This window comes from Granulicella sibirica (genome assembly GCF_004115155.1).
Classification (GTDB): domain Bacteria; phylum Acidobacteriota; class Terriglobia; order Terriglobales; family Acidobacteriaceae; genus Edaphobacter; species Edaphobacter sibiricus.
Genome location: NZ_RDSM01000002.1, coordinates 1,150,417 through 1,166,160, shown reverse-complemented (window position 1 = coordinate 1,166,160; position 15,744 = coordinate 1,150,417). Strand labels below are relative to the sequence as shown.

Sequence of the window (15,744 nt, the reverse complement as noted above, 5' to 3'; positions counted from 1 at the left end):
GTCTCATCGGTTGCGAACAGTTCGTATCTGGTACGTCTGGCTTGGCTGTTTGGACTCTCGCACCAAGCTTAACGCAACTTCTCTCCAGCGGGTGACTTTTCGCTATACCATTGGGCCAGCAATGCGTGTACTACGGTTCGAAGGTTCTCAATCCGGTTTGATCTTTCGATATGTGTGGCAGTCGGCCCTGATCGCGCTTGCGGCTGGGGCGCTTGTGTATGGAGCTTCGAAGACGACTCCATTTGAAGACTTTTATATGTGGACGTACGACTTCGTGGTCGTGCACGCGGGTCTGACGCCTCCGAGCCAGCAGATCGTGCTTGTGGACTTCGACGACGAGACGTTTGCGAAGGTGAAGAAGTATCCGATTCCTCGGGACTATATCGCGCGGGTGGTGACCGAGGTCGGGAAGCAGAGGCCGCGGGTGGCGGGCATGGATATTCTGCTTTCGGAGACGCGGACCGAGGCGGAAGACAAGGCGATGCAGGACGCGCTCACGGGGGCGAGTGTGTTCATGCTGGCGCGGCAGGAGGGGGTTGAGGATATCCCGACCGAGGATCCGTTGCCGATGTTCTGCCAGCCGGAGGATACGCGGGCTGCGAGCGGGTTCTGCAAGGAAGGGCAGCCGGGTGCGCTGGGGTATGTCGCGATCGACCTGCCACGGGACGTGGATGGGTTCGTTCGACAGGCCAACATGTTTTACGGTGGCGCGGTTCCGTCGGAGGGCTTTGCGCTGAAGCTGGCGGAGCAGTACACGGGCGAGGCGGTGAAGTCGGTGGACCATGAGCGGTTCAGCTTCCTGGGGAAGACGCTTTATTACTCGAACCCCGATGAAAAAGAGATCCTGGTGGGATCGTGGGGGCGGGAGCCGGTATCGACGGTGCCGGCCTGGAAGGTGCTCGAGCCGGGGTTTCCGTCGAACGCATTCACAGACAAGCTGGTGCTGATGGGGCAGTCGAGTGATGCGGCGCGTGATCGGCACTTCACTCCGCTGTTTCGGTACGCGCAGCCGGATGGGAGCCGGTTGAGCATGGGTGGGACGCAGGTCCACGCGGCAGCGATCCGGAGTCTGCTGGAGGGGACGGTGGTGAGGCCGTGTCCGCAGTGGCTGCGGTGGACTCTCGTGGCGGTTATATGTTGGATTTCTTCGTTCATGATTCTCTGGTTGCGGACGAAGATGGCGGTGACGGCGACCGCAGTCATTGTGACGATTCCTTGCCTGGTGTCGCTTGTGTTGTTTCACAAGGTGCGGTTCTGGATGCCGTTCCTTGGGCAGGAGCTTGGGCTTGTGATCACGCTGCCGATTACGTTGTTCGTGCAGTTCCTCTCGGAGCGGGTGTTGGCGCAGGAGGCGCGGCAACAGAGGATGCAGTTGATGACTCTGTTCTCGAGCTACGTCGATCCTCTGGTGGCGGGGACGATCTGGGATCGGAGGGACGAGGTTTCGCTGACGGGTGAGGAGCGGATTGCCACGGTCATGTTTACGGATATCCGAAGCTTTACGGCTTTGAGCGCGGGCAAGCCTCCGGCGCAGGTGTTGAAGTGGCTGAACCAGTACATGACGGCGATGGATGAGGTTATCCGGCTGCACGGCGGCTTCTTGAACAAGTTCATCGGGGATGGCCTGATGATCATCTTCGGGCTGCCGCTGAGCCATGGAGTGAGGCAGGATGCGGGGCGCGGGCTGCATGCGGCACAGGCGATGCTGCGTCGAGTCGACGAGCTGAACCAGGAGAATGCGAAGTATCCGGAGAGGCCGCAGTTGCGGATCGGGGTGGGGATTCACACGGGATCGTTGATGGCGGGGAGTATCGGATCAGCGAACCGGCAGGAGTATTCGGTGATTGGCGAGACGGTGAACCTGGCTTCGCGGCTGGAGAGTTTGAACAAGCAGTACAAGACCGAGATCCTGATGAGCCAAGCGACGCATGACATTCTGGCTGCGGATTTTACCGGGTTCGAGAGCCTTGGTGACGCGAAAGTTGCAGGTTTCCATCAGCCGATTCCGGTTTTCACCATCAAGGCGTCGTTACTGTAGACAAGGGATTTTTTTGCCGTAGACTAATCCGCGTGAGCTAGCATGACGTAAACCTTACAACCGCTTTGAGTTGTGTTGTGAAAGGAATTTCCGTGTCGATCCTGAAAGTGCCTTCGGTTTGTGTTCTGACGTTTTGTCTTAGTTTCGGTCTATCCTCCTCTTCGTTTACCGCTTGTGCGCAGGCGCCTGGTGCTCAGAAACCGGTTCGGGTTCGAGCGAAGCTGGATGGCTTTGACATCGAACCGAAGTCGGGGAAGGCACCGAACCAGATTGGCGGGGCTTCGCGTGGAATCGGCGGATTGACGCTCTATGCGCCGAAGATGGGCAAGGCGTATACGCTGACGCCGACGTTCATGTGGAGCGCGGACGATGCGACGGCAGAATACACGTTTCGGCTGTCGGTGCTATCGGCCGGGCAGGGACAGATGTTCGAGACGAAGGTGATGGGTGGGACGTTCATGTATCCGGCGGACGCCCCGGCATTGATGCCGGGTGCGACTTATGTGTGGCAGGTGACGCCAGCCAACGATATGTTTGGTGGACCCGCTTCGGCCAATATTCTGATCGTGGGTGGTGCGGAGCGCGAAGCGGTGGACGCGGCGCTGCATGGAAAGCCGGGGATGACCGCCGCGGATGCCAAGGTGTACGTGGACAAGAGACTTTGGTACGACGCGGTTGCGACGTATAGCTCGCTCATTGCGAGCGATCCGAGTCATGGGGAGTATTACAAAGGTCGTGCGGAACTGTATGACCAGTTCCAGCAGACGCAACCGCTGGCGGATGCGGATATGAGCAAGGCGCAGCACTAGATCTTTGGAGAAGAAACTCATGCAGGATTCCGGGGGAGCACCTCCTGCCCCTTCGATGCAGGTGCGGTTTTGGGGTGTACGCGGCTCGATACCAACCCCGACCCCCGGAAACCTCGGGTATGGCGGCAACACGCCGTGTGTTGAGATCGCACTTTCAACCGGCGAATGCTTTATTTTCGACGCTGGGACCGGGATACGGAACCTGGGGATCGACCTTCTGAAGAATCGCCGGCCGTGCGAGAACGTGAACATCTTTCTCACGCACTTCCACTGGGACCATCTGCAGGGGCTGCCGTTCTTTCTTCCGCTGTATGCGAAGGCGAACACGATTACCTTCCACTCGGCTCGTCCGGTTGCGCAGTTGCGGGAGATCCTGCGGGGGCAGATGGCCACGCCCTACTTTCCCGTTCATTTCGACCTGCTTGCGGCAGAGATGCAGTTCGCGCAGATTACAGGAAAGGGGACGTCCTTCGAGGAAGGAGTGCATATCTCTTCGTTTGCGCTGACGCATCCTGAGGGCGCGAACGGGTACAAGGTGTCGATCGGCGGCAAGACGGTGGTATACGCGACGGACCACGAGCACGGGATTGATGCGGCGGACGAAAGGCTTCTGGAAGCTGCGAAAGGCGCCGAGGTGCTGATCTATGACGCGCAGTTTACTCCGGAGGAGTATCCGACCCATGCGGGGTGGGGGCATGGTACGTGGCTCGAAGCCGTGAACGTGGCGAAACGGGCGGGGGTAAAGCAGCTTGTGCTGTTTCATCATGACCCGGGTCATGATGACGAGCATATGGATGAGATCGTTGAACGGGCGCGAACTTATTTTCCGAATACCTGCGCGGCAACGGAAGGGATGATGCTGGAAGCGGGCTAGGCGCGAGACGCTGCGGCTTCCTTCAAGCCCGGAGGTGGCATCCAAGGAATCATGGATACTCCGGCTATTGATTTCGACGAAGTTGACCCGAATGCAGTGGAACTGATTCTTGCGGAGAGTCAGATCGGCAGCCGCATTAAGCAGTTACGTCTCAAGCGCTCTATGGGCCTTGTGGAGTTGGGCCAGGCCACGGGGCTTTCCGCCAGCTTTCTTTCGCAGTTGGAGACGGGCCGGGTGGTTCCTACTCTGCGGAATTTGGCTCGGCTTGGGCTGGCCTTCGGCAAGGACCTTTCATACTTTTTTCAGCCGGAGAAACATAGTTTCTTTCGAATCCAGAGACGGAAGGACAGAATCCGTCTGCCGCAGCCTCGGCCGACAAACCCGTCGCACATCGCGGAGAGCTTCGGCATCCTGGTTCCGGATCGGAGTCTAGGGCCTTGTCTTGCGGAGTTTTTCCCGAACACGGATACTCCGCCGTTTCAGCCGAGGATTTATCAAGGGCACGAGATGGTTTACATGATCTCGGGTGCTCTGGATGTGGTTTTCGGGAGCCGGAACGAACGGCTTGAGGGCGGGGATGTGGCGTTCCTGGATGCGGAGACGACACGGAGCTTTCGGTGTTCGGGCGAGGTGTCTGCAACGGCGCTGATTGTCAGTATGCCTGCGCGGTCGGATCGGGATGTTCCTCGGGGTGGGCGGCTTTAGGATAGCTTGAGGACGGCTTGATTCGTTGACGGAATGAATGGTCATTCAGTATGCTCCGTATGGCGATCTACGGGCAGGATCGCCGGACGTGGATTGGAGCTGGGCGGATGCGGGTTTTGACTTTGATTCGGCAGGTGCTGGATGCCGAGGAGAGTGTGCGGGTGGAGGGTGGCGCGGTCGCTTTGGGGGCGAGCAAGCTGGTGATGGACACCATGGATGAATATGGGGTCGAAGAGGCGTTGCGGCTGCGGGAGCGTGGGGCGGACGCGGAGATTGTGGCGGTGGCGGTGGGGCCAGCGAGGATGCAGGATGCGCTGAGGACGGCGCTGGCGATGGGGGCGGATCGGGCTATCCATGTGGAGACAGATGTGGTGCTGGACGCGATGGCGCTGAGCCGGGTGGTGGCTGCGATCGCGACGGAAGAGGGAGCGGAGTTGATTTTGTCGGGTGGGCAGCAGGCGGATTGGGATAGTCACGCGCTTGGGGCGGCTACGGCGGAGAGGCTCGGGTGGGCTCAGGTGACGTGGGTAAATGGGCTTGAACTGGCTGAAGGGACGCTGACGGGGAAGCATGATGTGGATGCGGGGAGCGAGTCGTTTTCGGTTGCGCTGCCGGCGGTGGTGACGACGCAGCAGGGGTTGAATGAGCCACGGTATCCGACGCTGCCGGGGATTATGAAGGCGAAGAAGAAAGAGACGCGGAAGGAGACGCTGGAGAGGTTTGGCGTGGCTCCGGCGGTGGTGTTCCAGGGTGCGGAGATACAGGTGAAGAGTCGGCTGGGGAAGATTCTCGATGGCAAGGATGCGCAGGGGGCGGCGGCGCAGCTTGTGGATCTGCTGCGGCATGAAGCGCGGGTGATCGCATGATCCTGGTGCTCGTCGAGCACGGTGGGGGAAAGGTCGCGAAGAGCACGCTGGAGATGGTGGCGGCGGCTCGGGAGACAGGGCGTGCGGGTGGGGTGACGGCGCTTGTGCTTGGGAGCGGCGTGGCCGCCGTGGCGGTGGATGTGGCTCGGTATGTGGACCAGGTGCTGGTGGGGGATGTGCCGGAGTTGGCGCAATATGATCCGGAGGTCTGGGCGGCGGCGGTGGCGCAGATTGCTACCGAAGGGGAGGCGCATACGGTTCTGATTGGGGGGAGCCGGAGTGGGCGGGAGTATAGTCCCCGTGTTGCGGTGAAGCTGGACGCGCCGCTGCTCGAGGATGTGATCTCGCTGAAGGATGAGGGTGGGGCGCTGGCGGCGCAGAGGTATACGTTTCTGGCTAGGGTGACGGAGACGATTGAGGCGAAGGGGCCGGTTGTTGTGGTGACGGTCAAGCCGGGGGCCTATGGGGCGGCTGCTCCGCTGGCTGTCGCTGCGGAGCAGTTCGATGTTGATCTGAGTCTGCCGAAGGCGCGAGTGGTAGTGACGGGTAAGATCTCGGAGAAAACGGAACGGGTTTCGCTGACCGAGGCGGATATTGTTGTGGCCGGTGGGCGCGGGGTGGGGACGGCGGAGGGGTTCGCGAAGCTGATCGAGCCGCTGGCGGATAAGCTTGGGGCGGCGGTAGGGGCTACGCGGGCGGTTGTCGATGCCGGGTGGCGGCCCTATGCGGAGCAGGTAGGGCAGACAGGGAAGACGGTGCAGCCGAAGGTGTATGTGGCGGTGGGGATCTCCGGGGCGGTGCAGCACCTTTCGGGGATGAATAAGAGTAAGTTGATCGTGGCGATCAATAAGGACGCCGAGGCTCCGATCTTCAAGGTGGCGGATTATGGGATTGTTGGTGATGTAGGTGCAGTGCTTCCGGCGATTCTGGATGAGTTGACGAAGTAAGCTGGTCGCGTCACGGAGTTTGCGTTCGCTATGCTTCCACTCTCAAGCAAGGTCGGGTTTGTTGTCTTTGCGGTGATGACCGGGGCCTGGGGGCTGTGGGGGTTTTACCGGCTGTATCGGAAGATCAGGCGGGGGCGGCGGGATACCGAGGCGCGCTTCGATGGGCTGGCGGGCCGGGTTGGGGCTGCGCTGGTTACGACGCTGGCACAGAGCCGGACGTTCAAGAGGCGACCGGTGGTGGGGGTGTTTCACTCGTTCATTTTCTATGGGTTCGTGCTGTATGGGCTGGTGAACCTGGTGGATGCAGTTGAGGGGTTTTATTCGCTGGATCTGCGGCCTGCGAATGTATTCACTGCGGGTTACCTTTTGCTGGCGGATGTGTTCAGTTTTCTGGTGCTGGTGGGCGTGGTGGCGCTCGTTGCGAGGAGATTTCTGCTGCCGAGCCGGAGGGACTTTCAGTTCCATGAGCGGACACTGCTGCATGAGGATGTGAGGCGCGGGAGGATCTCGCGGGACTCGGTGATTGTGTCGGGGTTCATCCTGTTTCATGTGGGGAGCCGGGCTCTGGGGGCTGCAGCGAAGATCGTCGTAGATGGCCCGGATCGGTATCAGCCGTTTGCTTCGTTGCTAGCTGGGTTGGTTCCGGCGGCGCATGCGCAGGTTGTCATGGTGTTTGGTTATTGGGGAGCGCTGGGGAGCGTGCTTCTGTTTCTGGCTTACTTTCCCTATACGAAGCATGTTCATTTATTCATGGCTCCGTTGAAGTATGTGGTGGAGCGGAAGGCTTCTTCTGGGGTTATGCCCCCGTTGGAGTTGAACCTGGAGGAGGGTGGGGTTGTTGGGGCGGCGAAGCTCGAGGACCTGGCTTGGCCGAGGATGCTGGATGCGTATGCATGTATCCAATGCAACCGGTGCCAGGATGTTTGTCCGGCGGCGGCTACGGGGAAGGCGCTGAGTCCCGCGGCGCTCGAGATCAATAAGCGGATGGAGTTGAACCGGCTGGGGACGGCGTTTGAACTGGGTGGGGATAGCCCGCGAGGGTTGCTGCAATTTGCGATTTCGCCGGAGGCGGCGTGGGCTTGTACGACGTGTGGGGCATGCGTCGAGGTTTGCCCGGTGGGGGATGAGCAGATGCTCGATATCCTCGATATCCGGCGGAATCAGGTGTTGATCGAAGGGGAGTTTCCGCAGCAGTTGCAGACGGCGTTTCGAGGGATGGAGAGGGCGCAGAATCCGTGGGGGATCAACCGGGGGAAGAGGCTGGATTGGGCGGAGGGGTTGAAGGTTCGGACGACGGAGGAGAATCCGGAGCCGGAGGTCTTGTACTGGGTGGGGTGCGCGGCTAGCTATGATCCTTCGGCGCAGAAGACGGCGCGGGCATTTGTGCAGTTGCTCGATCATGCGGGCGTGGACTATGCGGTGCTTGGGAAGCGGGAGTGCTGCACGGGGGATAGCGCGCGGCGGGCGGGGAATGAGCTTCTGTATCGGCAGCTTGCGGATGAGAATGTCGCCACGCTCCATGACGTGAAGCCGAAGCTGATTGTGGCTAGTTGTCCGCATTGCATGAATGCGATTGGGAAGGAGTATGGGCAGATCGGGGGGGAGTTCCGGGTCGTTCACCATACGGAGTATCTGGAGACCCTAGTGACGGCGGGGAAGCTGGAGGCGGTGTCTTCGGGGGCGAAGGTGACGTATCACGATCCTTGCTACCTGGGGCGGCACAACGGGGTGTATGACGCGCCGCGGAATCTGCTGAAGGTGCTTTCGAACGATGTGGTGGAGATGGGGCGGTCGCGGGAGGGCTCGTTTTGCTGCGGGGCGGGTGGGGCTCAGTTCTGGAAGGAAGAGGAGGCGGGGGAGGAGAGGATCTCGGAGAACCGGGTGCGGGAGGCTCGGGGGGTGCTCGGAGAGGGTGAGGGGGAGAAGGTGCTGGCGGTTGGGTGTCCGTTTTGTAAGAGCATGCTTGGGAGTACTCCCGGGAAGGGGGAGGATGTTGTTGTGAAGGATGTGGCGGAGTTGCTTTGGGAGGGGGTTTTGCGGGGTGGGGGTGGGGTTGTTGAGCCGCCTGTGAGGGTGGTTGCTGAGGTTGTCGCGCCGGTCGAACTGCCGGTGGTTGTGCCGGAGGTGGTGACGCCTTTGATGGAAGCGACTTCTCCTGACGTGGTTGTGTTTTCGGAGAGGAAGAAGTGGGAGTCTAAGAAGTTGGTTGAGGTGGAAGCCAGGTTGCCGATTGTCCAGGAGAGTGCGGCGGAATCAGTGGAGCCGCCGGTGCGTAAGAAGTGGGAGCCTAAGGGGAAGGTTGCTGAGGTTTTGGTTGATGAGGCCGTGGTGGCTCCGGTCGTTGAGGTGGACCCTGCTGGTCCGGCGGCCCCGGCGCGGAAAAAGTGGAGTCCTAAAAGGGCTGGAGATGTTTAGCTGGAAGGCGATGACAAGTGCACACGCAGTTCCCTTCGGGAAGGACGTCCAAATAAGCAACGTCAACGACAACGGCAAAGGCAGGCGGCACGTGGGCGGTATGGGTTCCCACCTTAGCGGCGATGAAGCTGCGGCGAAGGTGGGGACCCTGTTGTCGGAGTGCTATTGCCTGAGGAGGGCGGTGAGGTAGTCGAGGGCGCGGGGATCTTTGGACTCTCCCAGCCAGAAGACGGCTTGCTTGCGGACGGCGGGGTCTTTGCTGCTGCTCGCTACCTGGATGAGTTGGGTGGCGGCTTCTTCGCTGGGCAGGCGGCTTAGAGCGAAGACGGCGGATTTGCGTATCTGGTCGTCGGGGTCGTTCTCGGCGAGGTTGCGGAGATCACCGGATACCTTCTTGCCACCTTTGACGGCCATCCAGAACTGGGCTTGTTTGCGGACCTCTGGCGAGCTGTCGGAGTGGGCCATGCGGATGATTTCGTCGAGGCCGCCGGGTTCCCTGGTGAGGGTGAGATCGAAGGTGAGCTTTTGGCGGAACTTTGGGTCGGCGTCCTCGCGGGCGAGACGTTGGATGGCTTCGAAGCCTTCCTTGCCGCGCTGATTCGCCAACCAGAAAGCCGCTTTCTCGCGTATGGCAAGTGGGCTTGCGGGGGCGGCCAGACCGATGAGGCTTATGGTCGCTTCGGGCGAGCGGTGTACGGCGATGATGAAGATGGCGGTCGAGGCGATACCTTCCATTGCTGGTTCGTGGGCTAGGGCTGCGAAGGTATGGATGCTGTCGGTTTCGGAGACGCCGGTGAGCCAGACGAAACGCTGGTTCCCGGCATCGAGGGTGCGGGCTGGGCGTTCGAGGCGGACCTTCTCGATAGCGTTGTTGGCCAGGCGCAGGAGGACGGTCTCGTGGTCGATCGACTGACCCGGGTGACTGTCGTCGTTGCGGTAGGTATGGCTTTCGTGGTCGCCCTCGAGGAACGACGTCTGGTCGCTTTCGTTGCTCTTGTCGAAGCCGGGGGCTACGGGGATGGAGTAGCCGACCCAGACGGGGGTTGACGAGTGCCTGAGTTCGTCGAGGCGCGTGGCGAGACTTGTTCCTACGGGTTCGGTTGTGAGCTGAGCGTGGACGATGGTGGGCTGCTGGGCTTGCAGCGCGGCGGCTGCGAGAAGGAATGTCGTGAGGGCGAGAAGGGGCGTCAGGCGGGGCATGGGTGCTCTCCTTGGGCAGTGCGCTGGGATGTTTGGGGGACTTACTTGAGGAGTTCGAGCATGTAGTCTTCGGCGGCTTTATCGTGCATGAGGGCAAGCTGGGAGACGATCGATCGCTTGAGGTCGAGGTCCTTCTCATTGCGGGCAAGGTCGACCATGCGGGGTGCGTCCTGGGTGATAAAGAAGGCGCTGATGATGGATTTCTTGATCTGCCGGTCGCCAGTGGAGCTGTAGACGCGTGCGAGGCTGTCGTTGGCGCGCTTGCCTTCGAAGACGGCCATCATCTGGATGGCCTGGCGTTGGAGCTCGGGACTCATCTTGCCGGTTACGGCGTCGTTGAGGATGGACTGAGCTTCGGGGGACTTGCTCTGGGCGAGGACAAAGATGGCGTGCTTCTTGACGCTGTCAGGCTGGTTACCGGCTAGGATCCCGCGGAGTAGCGGGATTGCCCTGGCGGGATCCTGGTTGAGGAGGGAGTTGAGGGCGAGAAGCTTGAGATCTTCGTCCGAGCCGGGACGGGGGCCGTCGATGTGAACATTGATGGGGCCTATTGGACCAACAGGCCCAACAGGTCCAACGGGACCGACTGGTCCCACAGGCCCGACAGGGCCGACTGCCTCCTGCGGGTTCAGGTCGATGGAGAGGGCGTCGCAGTCCTTATTCCAGGAGCTGGAGGTGTACTGGGAGCGGAGCTGGAAGCAGGTGGCCAGGGCCAGGGGCCTGTTACCCATCTTGTTGAGGGAGTACGCCTTCCAATAGAGGGCGGCGTCGACCTGCTTGCCGTGGGCGTTGACGACCTGGTCGAAGGAGGCGACGGCGTCCTGCCAGCGGTGGTCGTTCATGGCGCGAGTGCCGGCGGCGTATGCGGTCTTGTCGTTGGCCGCGGGGTTGGGGAGGAACTCGGCGCGGGCGATGGGGGCAGCGGCGAGGAGGAGAAGAACGGCGGTGGTAAGGATTGGCTTGCGGGTGGGGTTCATGGCTGGGGTCCTTTGCTTGACTGGTTACTGGCGTTGGTCGTTCTGGCGAAGAATGCGGATGTCGAGGAGGAGGCCGTCGGTGTTGAGGGCGAAGCGAAGCTGCCAGTTGCCGGCGTCGACCTCGTGCTCGGGCTCGTGGTCGAGGGTGGTGAGGACGCGGCCGAGATTTTCGAGGACAGCGGCTTCGGAGATGTTGCCGCTCTGGCGAGCGGTCTTGACGTAGACGGCGTTCTTGAGGAGAAGATCGCGGGTTTCCATGCGGGTGGCGGCGTCAAGCGGACCAGAGGTGTGATTTACCTCGGTGAGCAGACGCTCGGCGGTGTCGAGGTGGTTGGCGATAGCGGGATCTACGGGCTCGGTGGTGAGGGGGCCGTGGCCGTTGATGGCCAGGTTGGGGCGAAGAGCTGGTTTGACTTGCTTGGTGTGGAGTCCGAGGAAGGTAACGAGGACAAGGGTGGCCACGGCGAAGGCAGCAGAGGGGACCATCCGGCGCCACGAGATGAGGCTGCGTTTCCGCGCGGGAGTGATCGCGGGAAGGTTGATACGGAGGCGGTGCCAGTTGCGCTCGAGGTTGGCCTCGGGGACGGGCTCGGCGGAGAAGACGCGGAGGGTCTCGGCGATGGACTCGGAGAGCACGGCGCAGGGGTCGCAGGACTCGAGATGCTGGCGGATTACGTGTTCGTCGGCGGCCTCGTGCAGGTGATAGGCGATGAGGTGTTCTTCGGTGGGGTGCGTCATCGGGTGCCTCCTTGTGTCAGCGGGCGGGGCGTGAGCGGGCGAAGGGTTGGGGCGAGGGCGCGGCGGAGCTTGCCGACGGCGCGGAAGACGGCCTGCTTGGCGGAGTTGGCCGGGATGTTGAGGGCGGTGGCGATCTCGGCGATGGGAAGTTCTTCCATGTGGCGGAGGGTGAAGGCGGTGCGCTCCATTGGGGTGAGAGAGTCCATGGCGGCTTGGCGGATGGTGGTGGATTCGCTGTCGAGAAGGAGGCGCTCAGGGCCGGCTTTGTGGTCGGGTATCTGGCGGGTCTGTTCTTCGGGGGTGGGCTCGTCGGCGATGCGGTCGGCGCGCTCGGTGAGGTCGCGTTTGCGGCGTTCGATGAGGTTAATGGCGGTGTTCATGGCGATTCGGCTGATCCAAGTGGAGAAGGTGGCGTCGTGGCGGAAGGTGGAGAGCTTGTTGTAGGCGCGGAGGAAGGATTCCTGGGCGACGTCTTCCGCGTCGGACTCGTTGCCGGTGATGCGGAAGGCGATCCGGAAGACGTATTGGAAGTGGCGATCCATGAGCGTGCGGTAGGCGTCACGGTCGCCGGAGAGGACTTGGTCGATCGCATTTTGGTCCGTAAGTTCCATTCGCCCGATTAGACAATGGGTTGGGCGAGCGGTTAGGTTGGGGCGGTTTATTTTTTTGGTGCGGGTGGGACGGGCAACCGCAGACGCAGGTTCCCTCCGGGAACGACAGCCAGAAGGCAACGGCGGGGATAGCAGACTTGGGGGCGGGTTCGGGCTATTCGGGGAGTTTTGCTTCGAGAGCAGCGGGGAGGTTCTGCTGCGGGTATTTGGAGTTGCCGATGCGTTGGGCGTGGTAGATGCCGGAGTGGCCCGAAAAGAGGTAGCTGACGACGCAGGCTATGCCGGCGTAGGCTCCGGCTTCGGCTCCGAAGAGCTCTACCGCCATGAGGGTGGAGGCTATCGGGGTATTGGCGGCTCCGGCGAAGACAGCTACGAAGCCCATTCCGGCGAGCAGCGATGGAGGAAGCGGGAGGAGGTTCGAGAGGGCGTTGCCGAGGGTTGAGCCGATGAAGAAGAGGGGGGTTACTTCTCCACCTTTGAATCCCGTGCCGAGGGTGAGGGCGGTGAAGAGGAACTTAGCCGCGAAGTCATAGATGGGGAGGCGGGTTTGGAAGGAGGCGACGATGGTGGGAATGCCGAGGCCGATGTACCTGGTCGTGCCGATGGCGAGCACGGCCAAAGTGACGAGGATGCCTCCGGCGAACGGGCGTAAAGGCGCGTAGGCGATATGGCGTTTGGCGAAGGCGGAGACGGCGTGAGTTGTTCGGGCGAAGGCCATTGCGATGAGGCCGAAGACGATTCCGGCGGCGATGGAGGAGAGGATGCCGCGCACGTCGACGGCGGGCACGGAGGAGACTTGGTAGAGAGTGTGGTGGACGTGCCAGGCGCGGGTGGTGAGGTCTCCGGCGAAGGCGGCGATGAAGCAGGGGAAGAGGGCTTCGTAGCTGAGGGAACCGATGGCGAGGACCTCGAGGCCGAAGACGGCTCCGGCGAGCGGGGTTCCGAAGACGGAGGCGAAGCCTGCACTGACTCCGGCCATGAGGAGGATGCGGCGGTTGGCGGGGGCGAGACGAAGGGGGATGGAGAGTTGGTCGGCGAGGGAAGCTCCGGTTTGTATGGCGGTGCCTTCACGGCCAGCGGAGCCACCGAAGAGGTGGGTGATGAAGGTCCCAAGGAGGATGAGAGGCGTCATGCGGAGGGGAATGACTGCCTGGGGGTTGTGGATCTCGTCGATGATGAGATTGCTGCCTGCCTCGACGGAGGCTCCGAAGTGTCGATACAGGAGGCCAACGACCAACCCCGCTGGCGCGAGGAGATAGAGGAGCCACGGATGATTCTCGCGCAGGGTGGTGGCTAGGTTGAGCGAGACGAGGAGGAGAGCGGAGGCGGTGCCAGCGAGGATTCCAGCGAGGGTCGCAAGGGGAATCCACCGCAAAAGCTGCACAAAAGTTGTAGAGCTGCCGATAGTGAGGCTGTGAGTAGCGGACTTGTGCGAGGTCGAAGAGGTTTCGGGCACGGGACTCCTATCGTAAGTAGGAGTCATCAGCTTCACCTTGGAGGGCGAGCGTCGTCGGCGAACCCCATCGCCAAGATTATGTCGTAACGATACCGCGACGCGAGAGTCAGGGTCAATCGGATAGGGGTAAAAGTTGGCAGGTTTGGCGCGAGGCGAGTATGCTCTCGCGTATCCCGGGCAGGCACGATGTGATGTGAACGATGGAGGAAACGTCAGAGTTCCGCTAAAACGTTCGAGGAGCGAGGATGGAAGGTAAGTCTTTGGGATTAGACCAGGCTGGTGTTGTTTCAGAAAACAAACGGGCAGTGGATTGGACGAGCGTACCGTGCGGGACGGAGACGATTCTGCTGGCGGACGACGATAGAGCGGTGAGGATGTTGACCGCCACGATCCTTGAGAAGAAGGGGTATACGGTCCTCGCTGTATGTGATGGGGATGAGGCGCTGCATTGGATTCAGGAACGGCCGGATGATTTCGACCTTTTGATCACGGACATGAATATGCCGGGGATCAATGGTCAGGAGCTGGCGCTGAAGGTGCTGGGCTGGCGGCGCGGGATCAAGGTTCTGCTGGTGTCAGGATCGATGGAGACGCTGGAGATGCTGGAGGTGCTTCGGCGTGAGGAGGATATGCGGTTTCTGGAAAAGCCGTATACACCGATGGCCTTATGCCTCAAGGTGCGGGAAGTGCTCGAACTCAGCTAGGCGGGTTTGTGGAATGTGCCGGGTAAAGTAGTCTGTCCTTTCGAGCCAGCTTCTTTTCGGAGGACACCTTGGCGCTTGATGCACGAAGGATGATTGCGGATTTAGAGGAACTGAAGGCTTTGACGGCGGATGCGCGTGGGGCGCAGAGGGTGGCGTGGACGCCGGTGTGGCTGAAGGCGCGAGGGTGGTTTCAGGACAAGGTGAAGGCGCTTGGGCTCGAGCATCACCTGGATGCGGCGGGGAACTCGTGGTCTACGCTGGCGGGTGAATCGGAGAAGGTGCTGCTGCTTGGGGGGCATCTGGATTCGGTGCCGAACGGTGGGTGGCTGGATGGATGCCTTGGGGTGCTGGCTTCGCTGGAGGTTGTGCGGAGTTTAAACGAGGAGTACGGCGGGCGCCCTCCGGTTACGGTTCGGGTGGTGGATTGGGCGGATGAGGAAGGGGCCCGGTTTGGGCGGAGCCTGTTTGGGTCTTCGGCGTTCGCTGGGACGCATACGGTCGCGGCGGATCGGGTACGGACGGATCGGGATGGGGTGAAGCTCGAGGATGCGCTGCGGGAGTGTGGGATCGATATCGAGCGGATTGGCGATGCTGCGGTCGAGAAGGCTGGGGCGGTGGCCTATCTTGAATTGCATATCGAGCAGGGGCCGGTGCTGGAGGCGATGGGGCTTCCGCTTGGCGCGGTGACGGGAACCAAAGGCGTGGAGCGGCATGCGATCACGTTTTATGGGCAGGAGGCGCATTCGGGATCGACCCCGATGGGGGTGAGGCGAGACGCGCTGGCTGCGGCTGCGAAGCTTGCGCTCGAGATTCGGCCGATTGCGAAGAAGCATGCGGATGCGGTGGCGACGATGGGGAGCGTAAAGACATTTCCGGGGATCGTGACTGCTGTTGTCGGGCGATGCGAGACGACGCTGGATATGCGGGATCTCGATGCGGAGGTGCTGGCTGAGATGCTGGCACGGGCGGATGGGGCGAGCCGGAAGTTCGCGGGGGAGGAAGGATGTACGGTCGAGTGGTCGAGGATCTGGAGTATTGAGCCGATTCCATTCGATGCGCGGCTGGTCGAGATGTGTGATGAGGCGGTGCGGGAGGTCGCGGGGGTGTCGCACCGGTTGCCTTCGGGTCCGTTGCATGACGCGGCGGAGGTGGCGCGGGCGGGGATTCCTACGGTGATGATGTTTGTGCAGTCGCTGGCTGGGTTGAGCCATAACAGCGCGGAGGATACGCGGAAGGAAGATCTGGGGATGGCTTGTGAAGCGTTTGGACGGCTGGCCGGGAAGACGATGGCGTGGGTGGTAGAGGCGTAGGGACTCGCAGGCGGCAACCACTTTTGCGGCGCGATGGTGCATAATCAACTCTCCGATTGAAGAGAAAAGCTGGTTCTGCTGCCCTGGGAGATGA

14 protein-coding genes and 1 riboswitch are annotated in these 15,744 nt (G+C 61.5%); of the genes, 9 read left to right on the top strand and 5 right to left on the bottom strand.

Going from position 1 to position 15,744, the window contains the following annotated elements; genetic code table 11:
* Positions 1 to 157 precede the first annotated feature (157 nt).
* The 7 genes from GRAN_RS15735 (at position 158) to GRAN_RS26740 (ending at position 8,654) form a co-directional block, all read left to right on the top strand.
* Positions 158 to 2,038 (top strand): adenylate/guanylate cyclase domain-containing protein, encoded by a 1,881-nt coding sequence (locus tag GRAN_RS15735; protein ID WP_161571000.1) that lies wholly within the window; start codon positions 158 to 160, stop codon positions 2,036 to 2,038.
* Positions 2,039 to 2,130: 92 nt separating this feature from the next.
* A complete protein-coding gene (locus tag GRAN_RS15730; protein ID WP_128913926.1) occupies positions 2,131 to 2,847 on the top strand; it encodes a DUF928 domain-containing protein in 717 nt (238 codons plus the stop codon).
* 19 nt (positions 2,848 to 2,866) lie between these two features.
* A complete protein-coding gene (locus GRAN_RS15725; protein ID WP_128913925.1) occupies positions 2,867 to 3,721 on the top strand; it encodes an MBL fold metallo-hydrolase in 855 nt (284 codons plus the stop codon).
* Positions 3,722 to 3,772: 51 nt separating this feature from the next.
* Positions 3,773 to 4,426 carry a helix-turn-helix domain-containing protein gene (locus GRAN_RS15720; protein WP_128913924.1) on the top strand — a complete coding sequence of 218 codons (654 nt, stop codon included), beginning with the start codon at positions 3,773 to 3,775 and terminating at the stop codon, positions 4,424 to 4,426.
* A gap of 107 nt (positions 4,427 to 4,533) precedes the next feature.
* Complete coding sequence (locus GRAN_RS15715) at positions 4,534 to 5,292, top strand: electron transfer flavoprotein subunit beta/FixA family protein (protein WP_128913923.1); 759 nt, start codon at positions 4,534 to 4,536, stop codon at positions 5,290 to 5,292.
* Positions 5,289 to 6,239, top strand: coding sequence for an electron transfer flavoprotein subunit alpha/FixB family protein (locus tag GRAN_RS15710; protein WP_128913922.1), 951 nt, complete (start codon positions 5,289 to 5,291; stop codon positions 6,237 to 6,239). Before GRAN_RS15715 ends, GRAN_RS15710 begins: the two co-directional genes overlap by 4 nt.
* A gap of 30 nt (positions 6,240 to 6,269) precedes the next feature.
* The gene (locus GRAN_RS26740) at positions 6,270 to 8,654 is read left to right on the top strand and encodes a (Fe-S)-binding protein (RefSeq protein WP_128913921.1); all 2,385 of its coding nucleotides are present in this window, start codon (positions 6,270 to 6,272) and stop codon (positions 8,652 to 8,654) included.
* Positions 8,655 to 8,816: 162 nt separating this feature from the next.
* Here the strand turns inward: GRAN_RS26740 and GRAN_RS15700 are convergent, their stop codons facing one another.
* The 5 genes from GRAN_RS15700 to GRAN_RS15680 all read right to left on the bottom strand — a co-directional run bounded on the left by GRAN_RS15700 (position 8,817) and on the right by GRAN_RS15680 (position 13,636).
* Positions 8,817 to 9,854: a HEAT repeat domain-containing protein gene (locus tag GRAN_RS15700; protein WP_128913920.1), complete on the bottom strand. Its 1,038-nt coding sequence runs from the start codon at positions 9,852 to 9,854 to the stop codon at positions 8,817 to 8,819.
* A 41-nt stretch (positions 9,855 to 9,895) separates the two neighbouring features.
* Positions 9,896 to 10,831 (bottom strand): HEAT repeat domain-containing protein, encoded by a 936-nt coding sequence (locus GRAN_RS26735; RefSeq protein WP_128913919.1) that lies wholly within the window; start codon positions 10,829 to 10,831, stop codon positions 9,896 to 9,898.
* Between the two features lie 24 nt (positions 10,832 to 10,855).
* Positions 10,856 to 11,569 (bottom strand): hypothetical protein, encoded by a 714-nt coding sequence (locus tag GRAN_RS15690; RefSeq protein ID WP_128913918.1) that lies wholly within the window; start codon positions 11,567 to 11,569, stop codon positions 10,856 to 10,858.
* Positions 11,566 to 12,180: an RNA polymerase sigma factor gene (locus GRAN_RS15685; protein WP_128913917.1), complete on the bottom strand. Its 615-nt coding sequence runs from the start codon at positions 12,178 to 12,180 to the stop codon at positions 11,566 to 11,568. The genes GRAN_RS15690 and GRAN_RS15685 overlap by 4 nt, the downstream gene beginning before the upstream one ends.
* Positions 12,181 to 12,334: 154 nt before the next feature.
* Positions 12,335 to 13,636, bottom strand: coding sequence for a voltage-gated chloride channel family protein (locus tag GRAN_RS15680; protein WP_241654680.1), 1,302 nt, complete (start codon positions 13,634 to 13,636; stop codon positions 12,335 to 12,337).
* A gap of 10 nt (positions 13,637 to 13,646) precedes the next feature.
* Positions 13,647 to 13,717, bottom strand: a riboswitch (Fluoride riboswitch).
* 164 nt (positions 13,718 to 13,881) lie between these two features.
* Here GRAN_RS15680 and GRAN_RS15675 point away from each other — a divergent pair.
* Both GRAN_RS15675 and GRAN_RS15670 read left to right on the top strand, forming a co-directional pair.
* Complete coding sequence (locus GRAN_RS15675) at positions 13,882 to 14,340, top strand: response regulator (protein ID WP_128913915.1); 459 nt, start codon at positions 13,882 to 13,884, stop codon at positions 14,338 to 14,340.
* 68 nt (positions 14,341 to 14,408) lie between these two features.
* Complete coding sequence (locus tag GRAN_RS15670) at positions 14,409 to 15,650, top strand: Zn-dependent hydrolase (protein ID WP_241654678.1); 1,242 nt, start codon at positions 14,409 to 14,411, stop codon at positions 15,648 to 15,650.
* Positions 15,651 to 15,744: the final 94 nt, after the last annotated feature.

What these genes read in the sequence shown, in the direction of transcription:
- GRAN_RS15725 (WP_128913925.1), top strand. Translation starts at nt 2,867, where the DNA reads ATGCAGGATTCCGGGGGAGCACCTCCTGCCCCTTCGATGCAGGTGCGG.
- GRAN_RS15720 (WP_128913924.1), top strand. Translation starts at nt 3,773, where the DNA reads ATGGATACTCCGGCTATTGATTTCGACGAAGTTGACCCGAATGCAGTG.
- GRAN_RS15715 (WP_128913923.1), top strand. Translation starts at nt 4,534, where the DNA reads ATGCGGGTTTTGACTTTGATTCGGCAGGTGCTGGATGCCGAGGAGAGT.
- GRAN_RS15710 (WP_128913922.1), top strand. Translation starts at nt 5,289, where the DNA reads ATGATCCTGGTGCTCGTCGAGCACGGTGGGGGAAAGGTCGCGAAGAGC.
- GRAN_RS26740 (WP_128913921.1), top strand. Translation starts at nt 6,270, where the DNA reads ATGCTTCCACTCTCAAGCAAGGTCGGGTTTGTTGTCTTTGCGGTGATG.
- GRAN_RS15700 (WP_128913920.1), bottom strand. Translation starts at nt 9,854, where the DNA reads ATGCCCCGCCTGACGCCCCTTCTCGCCCTCACGACATTCCTTCTCGCA.
- GRAN_RS26735 (WP_128913919.1), bottom strand. Translation starts at nt 10,831, where the DNA reads ATGAACCCCACCCGCAAGCCAATCCTTACCACCGCCGTTCTTCTCCTC.
- GRAN_RS15690 (WP_128913918.1), bottom strand. Translation starts at nt 11,569, where the DNA reads ATGACGCACCCCACCGAAGAACACCTCATCGCCTATCACCTGCACGAG.
- GRAN_RS15685 (WP_128913917.1), bottom strand. Translation starts at nt 12,180, where the DNA reads ATGGAACTTACGGACCAAAATGCGATCGACCAAGTCCTCTCCGGCGAC.
- GRAN_RS15675 (WP_128913915.1), top strand. Translation starts at nt 13,882, where the DNA reads ATGGAAGGTAAGTCTTTGGGATTAGACCAGGCTGGTGTTGTTTCAGAA.